The organism is Xanthomonas euvesicatoria (assembly GCF_013112235.1).
GTDB classification, from domain to species: Bacteria; Pseudomonadota; Gammaproteobacteria; order Xanthomonadales; family Xanthomonadaceae; genus Xanthomonas; species Xanthomonas euvesicatoria.
In genome coordinates this window covers 3,594,733-3,608,878 of sequence record NZ_JABFFS010000001.1, presented here as the reverse complement: position 1 = coordinate 3,608,878, position 14,146 = coordinate 3,594,733, and the positions used below count along the sequence as shown (strand labels likewise).

10 protein-coding genes are annotated in these 14,146 nt (G+C 66.2%); 4 read left to right on the top strand and 6 right to left on the bottom strand.

The window, feature by feature from the left end; all coding sequences use genetic code 11:
- Positions 1-466: 466 nt before the first annotated feature.
- Positions 467-4,135 carry an Rne/Rng family ribonuclease gene (locus HLH45_RS15510; RefSeq protein WP_008575663.1) on the bottom strand — a complete coding sequence of 1,223 codons (3,669 nt, stop codon included), beginning with the start codon at positions 4,133-4,135 and terminating at the stop codon, positions 467-469.
- Positions 4,136-4,544: 409 nt separating this feature from the next.
- Between HLH45_RS15510 and HLH45_RS15505 the strand changes: the two genes are divergently transcribed.
- Positions 4,545-5,531, top strand: a complete 987-nt coding sequence (locus tag HLH45_RS15505; protein ID WP_008575665.1) for an RluA family pseudouridine synthase — start codon at positions 4,545-4,547, stop codon at positions 5,529-5,531.
- 33 nt (positions 5,532-5,564) lie between these two features.
- Here the strand turns inward: HLH45_RS15505 and HLH45_RS15500 are convergent, their stop codons facing one another.
- The 4 genes from HLH45_RS15500 to HLH45_RS15485 form a co-directional block, all read right to left on the bottom strand.
- A complete protein-coding gene (locus HLH45_RS15500) occupies positions 5,565-7,382 on the bottom strand; it encodes a DUF3300 domain-containing protein (protein WP_008575666.1) in 1,818 nt (605 codons plus the stop codon).
- A gap of 297 nt (positions 7,383-7,679) precedes the next feature.
- The gene (gene zupT, locus HLH45_RS15495) at positions 7,680-8,498 is read right to left on the bottom strand and encodes a zinc transporter ZupT (protein ID WP_008575667.1); all 819 of its coding nucleotides are present in this window, start codon (positions 8,496-8,498) and stop codon (positions 7,680-7,682) included.
- A gap of 264 nt (positions 8,499-8,762) precedes the next feature.
- The gene (locus tag HLH45_RS15490; RefSeq protein WP_008575670.1) at positions 8,763-9,185 is read right to left on the bottom strand and encodes an energy transducer TonB; all 423 of its coding nucleotides are present in this window, start codon (positions 9,183-9,185) and stop codon (positions 8,763-8,765) included.
- On the bottom strand, positions 9,182-9,538 hold the full coding sequence (locus HLH45_RS15485; RefSeq protein WP_003489213.1) for a 4a-hydroxytetrahydrobiopterin dehydratase: 357 nt from the start codon (positions 9,536-9,538) through the stop codon (positions 9,182-9,184). Before HLH45_RS15485 ends, HLH45_RS15490 begins: the two co-directional genes overlap by 4 nt.
- Positions 9,539-9,626: 88 nt before the next feature.
- On the opposite strand from HLH45_RS15485, the gene HLH45_RS15480 reads away from it, so the two are divergent.
- Together HLH45_RS15480 and HLH45_RS15475 are read left to right on the top strand one after the other, a co-directional pair.
- On the top strand, positions 9,627-10,226 hold the full coding sequence (locus HLH45_RS15480; RefSeq protein ID WP_008575672.1) for an NfuA family Fe-S biogenesis protein: 600 nt from the start codon (positions 9,627-9,629) through the stop codon (positions 10,224-10,226).
- 13 nt (positions 10,227-10,239) lie between these two features.
- Positions 10,240-12,042, top strand: a complete 1,803-nt coding sequence (locus tag HLH45_RS15475; protein WP_008575674.1) for a hypothetical protein — start codon at positions 10,240-10,242, stop codon at positions 12,040-12,042.
- Positions 12,043-12,332: 290 nt separating this feature from the next.
- On the opposite strand, the gene HLH45_RS15470 is transcribed toward HLH45_RS15475, so the two are convergent.
- Complete coding sequence (locus tag HLH45_RS15470; protein WP_008575676.1) at positions 12,333-12,905, bottom strand: TetR/AcrR family transcriptional regulator; 573 nt, start codon at positions 12,903-12,905, stop codon at positions 12,333-12,335.
- A 123-nt stretch (positions 12,906-13,028) separates the two neighbouring features.
- Here HLH45_RS15470 and HLH45_RS15465 point away from each other — a divergent pair, with 123 nt between their 5' ends.
- On the top strand, positions 13,029-14,141 hold the full coding sequence (locus HLH45_RS15465) for an efflux RND transporter periplasmic adaptor subunit (RefSeq protein ID WP_008575678.1): 1,113 nt from the start codon (positions 13,029-13,031) through the stop codon (positions 14,139-14,141).
- Positions 14,142-14,146: the final 5 nt, after the last annotated feature.

The following is a 14,146-nucleotide window of genomic DNA, read 5'->3' as shown; positions in this document are numbered from 1 at the left end:
ACATCGCGTAGAGAAAGCTCATCACGTGCCTAGAAATGACGTGTCTCGCCCTCAGAAGCGGTTGCTGGATTGCGTCAACGCGTGAGTGGGGGAACTAGCCCGACCTTCTAGAGGCGCGCGGTATGTCGAACAAGACCCGGGCGTCAGGGCGCCCGGGCGGTGAGCGTAACGACACGCCGGGTACTAGGAGCTTTCCGCGCTGATTGTCGTCATGTGCCAGCAAGGCCTGGCCTCGCCGCACTTGCCGATCGAAGGGTCTTTGCAAACACTGACCACGAGTGACGACAAACGTCGCCGCTCATGTGGAAGAACGTGGAGCGTCGATGCCTCTCCGGGATCACAACCGGCGGATGCGGCTTGGCGTTAGTGCAGGCGGTGCCTAAAAAAACAGCGGCCCGAAGGCCGCTGTTTCGATGTTGACGTGGCCTGTTATCCCAACAGGCCACCCAATCAAGTCACCTGGCGATCAGCGATCGCCACGCGGCTTGTTGCTGTCGTCATCCTGCACCTGGTCGGCGTCGGTCGATGGAGCAGCCGGCTTGACTGGTTCGGACACGACCACCGTCGGTTTGGGCTTGCCTGCCTGCAACTCCTGCTCTGCTGCAGGGTCTGCCGGAGGCTTGCTGGCCGAGGAGGCTGCTGGCGCAGCATCGTTCGGGCTCAGCGCATCGAGCATGGTGGTCTGCACCGGAGCATACGGCTTGCGTGCGGGCGCGGTGTCCGCACTTGGGCTTGCCTGCACAACCGTCGAGGTCGAGGTCATTGCCACCTCGGCCGATGGCGCCTGCGAAGCAGACTGCTCGGCGTGCGGCGACGTCACCGTGACTACTGCGGCCTGCGATGCCGGCGTAGCCGCCGCAGGTGCCGGTAGGTCGTCAGCAGGCGTTGCCCGTGCCGGCTGCACCGGCGCTGCCTGTACCGAAGGCGCTGCCACGTCCGCCGACACAGCGCGCTGCTGGTGGTCGGCCTTCGCGGCCTCGGCGTCGGCGGCAGGTACAGCCGCACTTGCCGGCGCCGAGGGCGCAGGTTGGTGCTGGCTGCTTGTCGCCGCATCGTTGGTCACAGGCGATGCAATAGCCGGTGCCGAAGCCGCGGCAGCCGCCACCGCTGCCGTCGGTGCAGTCCCGGCAGCGGGAGCCACTGCAGGTGCCGGCGTGGATGCCACTGGCGCAGGGGCGGCAAGCGGAGCCGGGGTAGCGGACGCCTGCTGTGCGACCGGCGCGGGGCGCTGTTCTGCAGCCTGCGCTGCAGCACCCTCGGTGCTGGCAGCCGTCGACGCTGTGACAGCCGGCGCGGGTTTGGCTGGTGCGTCGGTAGCAGCGACGGGCGCAGCAGGGCGCTCGCGGGCGGCTTCGGCAACGGGTGCTGCCGAAGGCTGCGATGCCGGCACGGTATTGGAAATCGGCGCGGTGGTCGAAGCTGTATCACTGCCGCCCTGTGGCTCTGCGCGCTCCTTGGGAACCGGACGCGGCTTGGCGGTTGCCTGGGCAGCGGATTCCGACTTGGCGCGCACCGCCGGTGCCGGTGCCTCATCGTCGAAATCGAACTCCGGCTGGCCGGCGCGCGGTGCGCCCGATACATGCGCATGAGCACCGGCGTCGTCGCCTTCGCTGTCGCCATCGAGATCGTTGTCGGCATCGCTGTCCAGATCGTCGCCTTCCAGGCCATCGACGCTGGTACCACCTTCTCCGTTGGCACCGGCGCCACGACGACGACGACGGCCACCACGACGGCCGCGGCGGCGACGGCTCCCGCCTTCGCCATTGGCTGCATCGTCGCCTGCGGCATCCTGGGCCGGTGCAGTTGCATTTGCGTCGGCGCCACGATCAGCAGTGGATTCGCTCACCATGACATCGACAGGATGCGCCTGCGCCGCTTCATTGGCGTTGGTCTGCGCATTGGTGGGTGCAGCGGCGTCAGCAATGGCGGCCACCACGCTCGACGTGGTGGCCGTTGCGGCAGTGGAGGTCACGGTCTGCGCCGCTGCCGTACCCTCATCCTGGCGTGCCGGACGCGGCTGCCGCTCGGCTGGCGCGCCGTCCTGCTGTGCAGGCGCACGTGGCGGGCGTGGGCTCTGGTTCTGCGGCTTGGACTTCTGCTGCTGCGGTTGCTGCTGCTTTGACGCCTGCGTTTCATTGCGCGGCGGCTTAGGCGCCTGCACCTGCTGTGCCTGTGCGCCATTCTGCGCGCCCTGGGCGCTGGCAGGCTGGCGACGCTCGTCACGGCGTTCCTTATTGGCGCCGTTGCCATTGCCGCCATTGCCACGTTGCTGGTTGCCACCATTGCCGCCATTACGGGCATCGCGACCATCGCGGCGCTGACCGCCACGCTCGCCGCGTTCGCCACGGTTATTGCGGCCGGCATCGTTCTGGCGCGGACGCGGGGTCGACTCCGGGGCCGGGGCGACGGGCTCGACGCCGCCGAAGATCCGCTTCAGCCAGCCCACAACACCGGTGACCGGTGCCGGAATGGGCACGGTCACCACCGGCGCCGGCGCAGCGACGGGCGCGACCGGGGCAGGGGCTTCTTCGCGAACCGGTGCCGGTTGGCTCGGCTTGATCGACGTGACCGCCGGGGCTGCGGGAATATTCAACTGCGCCTTGGTCAGTGCATGCACCGGCAGCTTGCGCGGGGTGCCGCGCTGGTAGCTCGGCTTGCCGCTCTCTTCGCCCAGCTCGTTCTCGCGCAGGCGCGTGACTTCGTAGTGCGGGGTGTGCAGTTGCTCGTCGGCGACGATGATGATCGGCGACTCGTGGCGCTGCTCGATTTCACGCAGTGCGCTGCGCTTTTCGTTGAGCAGGTAGTTGGCGATTTCCACCGGCGCCTGGACCAGCACCTGCCCGGTGTTTTCCTTCATGGCGTGCTCTTCTGCCACGCGGATGATTGACAGCGACAGCGACTCGACGCTGCGCATGCGGCCATGGCCATCGCAACGCGGACAGACGATCTGGCTGGATTCGCCCAGGCTCGGTCGCAGCCGCTGGCGGCTCATTTCCATCAGGCCGAAACGCGAGATACGGCCCAGCTGCACGCGTGCGCGGTCGTACTTGAGTGCGTTCTGCAGCCTGTTTTCAACTTCGCGCTGGTGCTTGGACGAGGCCATGTCGATGAAGTCGATGACCACCAGGCCACCCAGGTCACGCAGGCGCAGCTGGCGTGCGACTTCTTCGGCCGCTTCCAGATTGGTCTGGAACGCGGTTTCTTCGATATCGCTGCCCTTGGTAGCGCGCGAGGAGTTCACGTCGACGGCGGTCAGCGCTTCGGTCTGGTCCACCACGATCGAGCCGCCCGAGGGCAGGCGCACGTTGCGCTCATAGGCGCCTTCGATCTGCGATTCGATCTGGAAGCGATTGAACAGCGGGATATCGTCGGTGTAGTGCTTGAGCTTGCGCAGGCTCTGCGGCATCACCTGCTTCATGAATTCCTGGGCGTCGGCGTAGAGCTCCGGCGTATCGACCAGGATCTCGCCGATATCGGCGCGCAGGTAGTCGCGCAGGGCGCGGATGATCAGGCGCGATTCCTGGTAGATCAGGAACGCGGCCGGCTTGCTCAGCGCAGCTTCGGCAATCGCCTTCCAGGTCTGCAGCAGGTAGTCCAGATCCCACTGCAGTTCTTCGGCATCGCGGCCCACGCCGGCAGTGCGGATGATCACGCCCATGTCGTCAGGAATGTCGAGCTTGTCCAGCGCTTCCTTCAACGCGGCACGGTCTTCGCCCTCGATGCGGCGCGAAACGCCACCGGCGCTCGGCGAATTGGGCATCAGCACCATGTAGCGGCCGGCCAGCGAGATGAACGTGGTCAGGGCGGCGCCCTTGTTGCCACGCTCTTCCTTGTCCACCTGCACGACGATTTCCTGGCCTTCGCGCAGCAGCTCACGAATGGTCGACTTGTTATGGTCGACGCCGGCCTGGAAATAATCGCGGGAAATTTCCTTCAGCGGCAGGAAGCCATGACGCTCGGCGCCATAGTCCACGAACGCCGCTTCCAGGGAAGGCTCTAGCCGGGTGATACGGCCCTTGTAGATGTTGGACTTCTTTTGTTCCTTGGACGGCTGTTCGATGTCGATGTCGTACAGGGTCTGGCCGTCCACAATCGCCACGCGCAGCTCTTCGGCCTGCGTTGCGTTGATCAGCATTCGCTTCATTGTTGCGTTCCTCACGCGCTCTACCGCGCGGAACGCCGTGACGTTTCGCCTCTGGAACAGCTTGTCGGCCCTTCGCGCAACGCGCGGACAGGCCTGACCAGAGTTTCCAGCGCTGCAACACCACGGCAGGCCGCGGGAGCGCTTGTTTAAGTTTTATAGGTGTTTCAGGGCCGGCAGCCGCGTCCGGACGAACCGGGGCAGCGCACGGGACATGTTCAGCGCAGCGGTCAAAAACCGCTGGCGATGGCCGGGTAGGCCGGTGAGCCGCTAACATGGCCGCCCCGGGGGCGGTGGTCGCGCACTGTGCCGGAATCATCGAAAGTCAGGCTTCTGGCCAATCAACTTCCAACAAAATCAAACCCTTATCTCGCTCGCCGAGTGTAACAGAATAAAGAGCCAGATGACCGACCCCCAGCCCCCCAAGCCGCCGGCCGACCGCGTCGGCGTGCGCATTCTCAAAGTTCCGGAAGACCGTGCTGGGCAGCGGCTGGACAATTTCCTGCTTGGCCAGCTCAAGGGCGCTCCGCGTAGCCTGATCTACAAGCTGGTGCGCAGCGGCCAGGTGCGCGTGAATGGCGGGCGTGCCAAGGCCGAACGCAAGCTCGAGGGCGGCGAAGAAGTGCGGATTCCGCCGGTGCGCATCAACGAAGAGGGCGACAAGGCAGCGCCGCCGTCATCATTCATGGCGCGGCTGGAAGCGGCAATCGTGTTCGAGGATGCGCGCCTGCTTGCCCTGAACAAGCCGTCCGGGGTTGCCAGCCATGGCGGCAGCGGGATCAGCTTTGGCGCCATTGAAACGCTGCGGGCGCTGCGCCCGAACCAGAGCCTGGAACTGGTGCACCGGCTTGATCGCGATACGTCCGGCCTATTGATCGTGGCCAAGAAGCGCTCGGCGCTGACCGAGCTGCAGGCCCTGATGCGCGAAGACGACCGCGTCGAAGGGCGTGGCATCACCAAGCGCTACCTGACCCTGCTGGTGGGCCGCATGCCCGACGGCGTGATGACCGTGGACGCGCCGCTGCACATCGGCCTGCGCCAGGGAGGGGAGCGGCATGTGCAGGTGAATGCGATCGGCAAGCCGTCGCTGAGCCATTTCAAGTTGCTGGAACGGCGCGGCGGCCATTCCTATTGCGAAGTGCGCATCGAGACCGGTCGCACCCACCAGATTCGCGTGCATGCCCAGCACCTGGGGCACCCGGTGGCCGGCGACGAGAAATACGGTGAGGCAGACGTCAACAAGCGCCTACGCGACCAGCTTGGTTTGAAGCGGCTGTTCCTGCATGCCGCATCGCTGGAATTCGCACTGGATGCCGGCAAGACGCCGTACGTGTTGAGCGCGCCATTGGCGCCAGAGCTCGCCGAGGCCCTAGACCAGCTCGGTCGCTGACGCAGCCATGGCGGCTGCGCCAGCGCGGCTGGCTCAGCCTTCGTGGCGATGGTCGTGATGTTGCGGCTGCGCCGACGGATGCGGGCGTTGCTGGTGCATATCGGCCTGATGGGTCGGAGCGGCACGCGGCGGGGCGAAGGACGCCATCCGCTGCATGCGCTGCTGCGGCTCTGCCTTCATGACCGGGCGCGGTTCGTCACGCGGCTGCGACGGCTGCGCATGTTCGACACGCGGCACTGCCGCGGATGCAAACTGCTGATGAGGCGCCAGCTGCCGCTGCTCTTGCACGGGCGGCTTCCATTGCGCAGGTTGGGCTTGGGCTCGGAACTGGCTGTCGCGGGCGTCGCGGCTCGCAAATGCATCGCGCGGCGGCATGCCGGCATGTGCGCGGTTGGCTGCAGCTGCCTGTTCCTGCGCTGCCCCCGACTGTGCGTGCATCTGCGCCATGTGCTGTTGTGTGGCCTGCAAGTCATTCACCCGTGCAGGCGTTGCAGCCGAGGCGAATGCCGGTACTTGCACGCGCGGCGAACGCATCCCGGAGGGCAATGGCTGCATCGGATGGCCCGCAGTTGTCAGGGGCGCAGCATGCGACGACGGCGACGGCGATGCGTTCAGCGTTACCGGGCGGCCTGGTTGCAGCATCTGTGCATTGAAATGCGGTGTGGCCAGATGCGCATAGTCGGGCGGGCGATGCAGTTGGGCGGGCGAAGGCGCTGGCGTGGCCGCTCCTGCAAACGCACCAAGCCCACGTGCGCTGGCGACTGCTGCCGGTAGAGCGGCCGCCTGCGCCGCATGGAAGTTGGCTGGGGACATCCCGGCCACAGGCGCGGATGTCGAATTGGACCAATGGCGCTGATCCTGATTCACGTACGAGCGTGAATCGACATACGTATTTCGGTTGTTGATGATGGTGGTGCGCGGCGCATAGACATGGTTCTGGTAGACCACATAATGCGGTGCGGCCGGCGGCGCGTTCCAATCCACACCCCAGCTGTTCCAGCCCCAGCGGTGCCAGACAGGCGCCGGCTCGGCCCAGCCGAACCAACCGTGATGGTGCTCGAGTGCGCCGCCCACCAATACGCCGACGCCGAAGGACACCAGGCCGGTGGTGACGACGTCGCCTTCGTCGTACCAGCGGACCGGGCGGTAGCGATACTCCCTGTAGACATCGACCGGCGCGCCGTAGACCACGCCGGGATCGTAGCGCGGCACGTACACCACATCCGGTTGCGCTGGTTCGATGGTGATCACCTGCGAGGGCGGCGGGATGCGGCCCTCATCCAGAATGGGCGTCACCACCACGTGGCGCGCCACCTGCACTTGCTGTTGCGGCGTACTGTGCAGATGGCCGCTGGCCTGGGCGCGTTGGCGCATGATCTGCACCGCGTTGAGCACATCGTTGGGATCGTGGGCGTAGGCATCGCCGAGCGCACGCGTCCAATCCAGATTGCCAGCCAGTTGGGCCACCACGTCGGGAAAGGCGGTCAGTGCCTTGATGCTCGGGTCCCACGATTGCGACACCGTGGCCTGCGCGCGATCTGCAGCGCTCAAACCGCTATTGCTGCGTAGCCATTCCTGTGCGGTGACCACTTGATCGGGATACACCGACGCCGCCAAGGTTTGCGCCAGCAACTTGTCTGGAAACAGGGCAATCGGCGCGACAAGTTGGTAAAGCTGGTCCGCCGTGGGCGGCGTGTAAGCCGGCGCTGCCATCGCGCTGGGAGGCGGCGGAGGCTCGGCGGCGGCCGGCGCCGGTGCGTCGGTGCGTTGGCAGCCGCCGAGTGCAATCAGGCCAGTGGATGCGATCGACAGCGCCAAGGCAAGGCGCCCTTGTGACCATGTGCGTTGCATACGGCACCTCGCTGTGTGTGCGTTGATGACGCGCGTACCATGCGCCGGCTTGAATGTCTGGAACCTTTCTAGAACTTGGCTTCAGTCGACCAGGCGCGACGGTGTTCAGCAGACATGCGGGAAACAGCACCTCACGCAGGTGCGCTGCGTGGCATGCGGTTGATTTCAGGCGGGCGGGCGCGTCGGCTCGTCACGGGCAACACAGCGATCGGGCTTCTGAAGCGGCATTGTCTGCACTTGCTGCAACAGACTTCGCGCCAGTCCATCACGAGTGGTGATGCCCGCGCATGACGCGCTTCACGGCGTTGCGAAACGGAACAACACCAGGCTGATCGCCAGCGTTCCCATGCCCGAGACCAGGCCATACACGGTCTCGTGACCTTGGGCGTAGCGCTTGGCAGCCGGCAGTAATTCGTCCAGCGCCAGAAACACCATGACCCCGGAGATCAGCCCGAACACGGTGCCGAAGACCGCATCCGAGAGCACGCTGGACAAGGCCAGATATCCGATGCCTGCACCGACCGGTTCGGCCAACCCGCTGAGCAGGCTGGCGCCCACCGCATAGAACTTGTTGCGCGTGGCGAAATACACCGGCACCGCGATCGCGATGCCTTCGGGAATATTGTGGATGGCGATCGCGAACGCCAGCGGCATGCCGACCGCCGGGCTTTCAAGCGTGGCGAAGAAAGTCGCCAATCCTTCCGGGAAATTGTGCGCAGTGATCGCGACGGCGGTCATCAGGCCAACCCGGCGGATATAGGCCCGGTTGTCTTCGCGAAACTGCGGATCGTCGCTGGACAAACTCTGGTGCGGATTCGGCACCAGGCGGTCGATCAGCATGATCAGCAGCATGCCGCCCAGAAAGGTCAGGGTACCGAAGGTAAAGCCGAGCTTGTCGTTGTAGGCCTGGGAAAACGCGGCGATCGACTTGTTGAGGATCTCGGTGAGCGACACGTACACCATGGCGCCGCCGGCGAAGGCCAGGCCGAATGCCAACAGGCGCGGATTGGGCTTTTTGGCGAACACCACCATGAGGCTGCCGAGCCCGGTTGCCAGCCCGGCCGCCAGCGTGACCGCAAGCGCGATCCAGAGATTGTGTGATGACACTGCAAGCATGTGGCGCGACGTCCTCGTGGAATGAAGAACTTCCTGCGGAGAGCGTGGCAACTGCAGCTCGCCAGATACGCACACCCCTCCGCGGAAGCAGGATGGCCATGCCGCGATGACGAAGACGTGGTGTCGAAGACGAAAAGCAGCGCCTCTGCGCCAGCGTCAGGCAGGGGCGACACTCAAGCGCGCGAACAAGGCGCTGTTGCTCATGCGCTGGTGTCGATGCGCTTATGCCGTGCAGGAATAAGGCGTCACCGACCTGCGCTGTCCTCAGCCGCCGCGGCGTGCGCGTTCCTCGATGGCGAAACATTCGTTCGGACGCGGCACCGGCGGCTTGAACGAGACCGGCACCTGGATGGTCTGCGGCACGGCCTGGCCATTGCGGGTGGCGGCCTTGAACTGCCACTCGCGCACGCGCGTCAGGGCCGCTTCGTCGAGCACGGGCTGGCCGCTGCTCTGTGCCACCGAGACATCGGTCGGCGTGCCCTGGGTGCCGACCACGACCCGCAGCACGGTCGTGCCGCCCACACCGGCGCAGGCCAGCTGCGGCGAATATTCCGGCGGTGGCGTCTTCAGGGCAGCCAGCTCGGTGGGCGCGACGGTGGGCGCGGCGGCCTGCTGTGGCGACTTGCCGCAGCCAGCAAGGCCGGTGGCGACGACGAGGCCGGCGAACGCGGCGCGATACATGTTCATGCAGTGATTCCCTGATCGTAGAGCTGCGCGGTCTTGGCCGCGCAGATGAAGTCGTTTTCGCTCAGTCCGCCCACGTCATGGGTGGAATAGCGCACCACGACGCGGTCGTAATGCACGCCCAGGTCGGGGTGGTGGTCTTCGCGATGGGCGATCCAGGCCAGCGCATTCACAAAGGCCAGGGTGCGGTAATAGTCGGCGAAGCGGAACGTGCGCGTGAGCGCCATGCCGGCCTCGGCCAGCTCCCAGCCGGGCACCTGCGGCAGCAGCTCGGCCAGGCGCGCCTCGCCCAGCTTGTGGTCGCTGCCTTTGCGCGGGAGGCAGTGGGCCTGCTCCAGGGGAATCAGATCGGTCATGACGGTCTCGCAGGGGTGGCGGACGGCGCGCCCACCAGGATCACGGTGTTCCATGAGCGAGGGCGCTTTGGGCGGTAGAATAACCCGCATGATCCAGATATCCGACAAAGCCCAGACCTATTTCCGCAAGCTCATCGAACGCGAGGGCGTGCCCGGCATGGGCGTGCGCCTGAGCGCGGTGGATGCGGGTACCCCACGTGCCGACGCCCGGCTTGAGTTCGCCGAACCGGCGGACCTGAGCGGCGACGAATGGGCGATCGACTGCGATGGTTTCACCTTGTATGTCGTCGCTGCCAGCGTGCCGTGGATGGACGGGGCCGAAATCGACTACGTCACCCAGTCTACCGGCAACCAGCAGCTCACCATCAAGGCGCCCAAGATCAAGGGCGAAGCGCCCGCAGAGTCGGCTTCGATGGTGGAGCGTGTGCGCTGGGTGGTGGAAAACGAAATCAACCCGCAGTTGGCATCGCATGGCGGGCGCGTGGCCGTGCAGGAAGTCTCCGCCGACGGCGTGGTGTTGCTGCGCTTCGGCGGCGGTTGCCACGGCTGCGGCATGGCCGACGTGACCTTGAAGCAGGGCATCGAAAAGACCTTGATGGGGCGCGTGCCCGGCGTGACTGCGGTGCGCGATGCGACCGACCACGCCACCGGCGACGCTCCCTACATTCCGCGCGACAGCGCGGCCTGATTCCGCGCCACCGGTGACAACGGCTGCCGATCTGCTGCAGGCACTGCGCGCGCGCATGCCCGGCAAGCTCATTCTGGATCGGCGCACCGGCCTTCCGTATGGCTGGGGCATCTGGATGGGCAACCGCAAGCACGCGGCTGCGCCATTCAACGATGACCACGTCATGGATGTGCTGTTGGCACGTGGGCAACCGGATCGGCGCGATGTGGCCGGCGTCTCCCTGCTGTCGCCATTCCAGGCGTTCCGCAGCCTGTGGTGGCAACACTGGGACCCGCGGCCGAAGGATCAGCGTCGGCAGCACTGGCTGGCGGTGCTCGGCAGTTTTCTCATCCACCTCGGTTTTGGTGCGCTGCTCATCTGGGTGGTCACCGTGCGCTGGGCGCCGGAAGAAACCAAGCCCGGCGACGAATCGCGGGTGCGCATGACCTTGATCGGCGAAGGGGCTGAAGAGCAGGGCGGCGGGGAAGGTCAACCTGCGGCCGAGGCATCGACGCAGGCTGCTGCAGCTGCGGCGTCTTCGCCAGCGCACGCGGGTGCATCGGCGGCGAAGAGCGAACCGGCTGCATCGCCGGCACCGACGCCAGCGCAGCCAGCAACCGACCCTGTGGAGCGCCCCGATACGGCCCAGGTACCAGAACATGCGCCGGAACCGGTGCAAGCGGCCAGCGAACCCGTCACCGCGGATATTCCGCAGGTGACGGTGCAGGTGCCGCCGGTGACGATCGAATCGCCGCTGCAGGTCACCGAAACCCCGGTCGCCACCAACGACTTCGTCGTCCCACCGCCGCCAACGATCACGCTGACGCCGCGTGCGATCGAGCGGGCGGCGCCGCAGATTGAAGTGCGTCAACGCGACATCCAGACGGTGACCGAACGCCCGCAGGTGCGCGAACTGCAGCGTCCGGCCACGGATGTGGCGGTGCGCTCTGCCGCTGCGCCAACAGTGCGCGAGCGCGACATCGTCATCCCCGAGCGCCCGCAAATCGCCGCGCCGGCTGCGCGCCTGCGTGAGATCTCGCCGACCGTGCGCATGCCTGACGTTGCGGTGCGTCCCGCAGAGCTGCCGAACGTGCCGGATCCGGCGCCTGCGCCAGTGGCAGCGACGCCTGCGACTCCCGAACCGCGGCCGGCCACCGTGGCGGCGCCAACCGCGCAAGCAGCCGCGCAACCTGCACAGTCGCAGGCCAGTCCTGTCCGGTCCGAACGTTCCAGCAGCGCGCCAACTGCTGCATCGTCGCCCGCCAAGCCAGCCGCCAGCGGTCATGCCGGCCCGGCGCCTGCCGATCGCAGCGGCGGGTGGGACGTGGCCGCCAACGCCGACGACTGGAGCAAGTCCGACCGCAATCGGCAAGGCGACACGACGGGTGGCAACACCCAGCGCAACGGCATGTTCAATGCCGATGGCAGCATCAAGGTGGCCACCGGAGCCGGTGATGCCGGCCAGGGTGCAGGTGACCGCGGACCACCAGGCAGCGAGACCGATACCTGGACCCGCGACCAGATTGCCCAGGGCGGCACCTGGCTTAAACGTCCGCCGTACGGCTACACGCCGACATCGCTGGACAAGTACTGGATGCCGAACCAGACGCTGCTGCAGGAATGGGTGCGGCGCGGCCTGAAGAAGATCGAGATTCCGATTCCTGGCACGACCACCAAGATCAGTTGCGTGGTGTCCCTGCTGCAATTCGGCGGCGGTTGCGGCTTGAGCGACCCCAATCTCAACGATCAACCGGCTATCGCACGCCCACCGCCGGACGTGCCGTTCAAGCGTGAGTTGCAGGAAGACAAGGGCGCGCTGCCCCATAACGGCGGGTGAGCGTGACGCGCGATGGCGTGCGGCGATGTCTGCCTGAGTGCACAGATCGGCCCTGCGCCCCTTCGCTTCACGGTGCGCTTGCGCGCCTCCGGGCGCGTGGACATGCATTGTCTGCATCAGCCGCCGAGAGCGCATGATGCGGGGGGACGCTCGTCCATCGGCCGCAGACCGTGCCGGCCACCGGCGAACCGGTTTGCCGCCTCGATAAAAACCGATCGCTCAACCTGCGGAAACGCGATACATCGCGTGGTGTTCCGGCTGGCGGTGACGGTGGCGCCAGCGGCTCGCGGCTAGGGAGATTGCACTCTCGAACCGGAACGTGCGCCTTCCAAAAACGAGGTCAGGACCGCACGTACGACCGATGCCTGTGCCAGACGGCCGGTGGCCACTGCCCAACCGGCTCCGAACAGGCACGAGAGGTAGAAGTCGCTCCACCAGGACGCCGGCATTTCGATACCGAACACGCCGCGCTGCTGGCCGTGCAAGAAGAAAGCATCCAGATGCGCCTGGAACGACTCCCACTCCGGCGCGGCGTAATAGGTGTTGCCGCGTTCGGCGCCCTCCATGCCCATCTCGTTGACGATGTAGATGACCAGATCCAGGTCTTCCACCAAGGCGTGCGTCATGCGTCGCAGGCTTGCCATGGGATCGGGCAGGGCGTCGTCGTCGGGCAGGGCCGCCTGCAGACGCAGCCACGCTTCGGCGGTGACCTTTTCCACGATTGCCGCGCGGGTCGGGGCAAAGCGGTACAGCGTCGCGCGGCTGATCCCCGCGCCGGCGGCCAGTTCGGTGAGATTGCTGCGTGGGCGGCGGGTCAGCGTTGCGGCCAGCAGGCGGATAAGGCGTTGGTCGTCCTGGCTCATACGCTTGAAAAACGAGTGAAGCAGGGATGATACAGGTTCTTTGGAAATGATCCTTATGAATCATATTTGATTCATAAGGATCTATGGAGCATCATTCCCGCGTCATCCTTTGGACCCCGCGCTGTGACAGCCCAACGCGCTTACCGTTTCTTTCCGCTGTGCGCTTTCCTTCCGTTCGCACTGGCCGCCTGCGGCAAAGCCGCTCCACCCGCTGAGTCTTCGGTTGCACCAGCGGTGGAAATCGCCACCGCGCAGGCGCGCAAGGTATTGCAGACCACCGATCTGCCCGGCCGTGTTTCGCCGATGCGCGTAGCGCAGGTTCGTGCGCGCGTGGCCGGCGTGGTGCTGGCACGCCGGTTCGAAGAAGGTTCGGACGTCAGGGCAGGGCAGGTGTTGTTTCAGATCGACCCCGCGCCGTTCGAGGCCGCGGTGGCGCGCGCACGCGGGGAGCTGAGGCGTAGCGACGCCGAGCTGGAAAATGCCGCCGCCCAGTTCGAACGCAGCCAGCAACTGGTGCAGCGGCAGGTGATCAGCCGGCAGGATTTCGACACCGCCCGCAGCAATTTCAAAAGCACCCAGGCAGCCGTGGCGTCGGCGCGTGCGGCGCTGAAAACCGCGCAACTGGAGCTGGGCTTCGCCACGGTGCGTGCGCCGATCGACGGCCGCATCGGGCGGGCGCTGGTCACCGAGGGCGCGCTGGTCGGGCAGGGGGGCGAGGCGACAGAAATGGCGCTGATACAACAGCTCGATCCGATCTTCGCCGACTTCAATCGTCCGGTCGCCGAAGCGCTGAAGTTGCGCGGTCGCGCCCGCAAAGGCGAGGCGCCGCTCAAGGTCGTCATCGACATTCCTGAGCTCGGCGAGACACGAGAGGGCGACCTGCTGTTCGCGGACATGCGGGTGGACGAAACAACCGATACGGTGTCGCTGCGCGCGCAATTCGACAATCGCGACAACCTGTTGCTGCCGGGGATGTTCGTGCGCGTGCGCACGCCGAACGGTACCGCCAGCGACGCGGTCTATGTGCCGCAGCGGGCGATTCAGCGGCGACCGGGCGGCAGCGCTGCGGTGATGGTCGTGGGCGCCGACGGCAGGGCCGAACTGCGCGATGTCCGAACCGGCGCGATGGTCGGCACCGACTGGCAGATACTCGAAGGCCTGAAGGCCGGTGAGCGCTACATCGCCTCAGGCGCGACGCGGATCCAGCCTGGTGCCGTGTTGAACGCCGCGCACTGAACCAC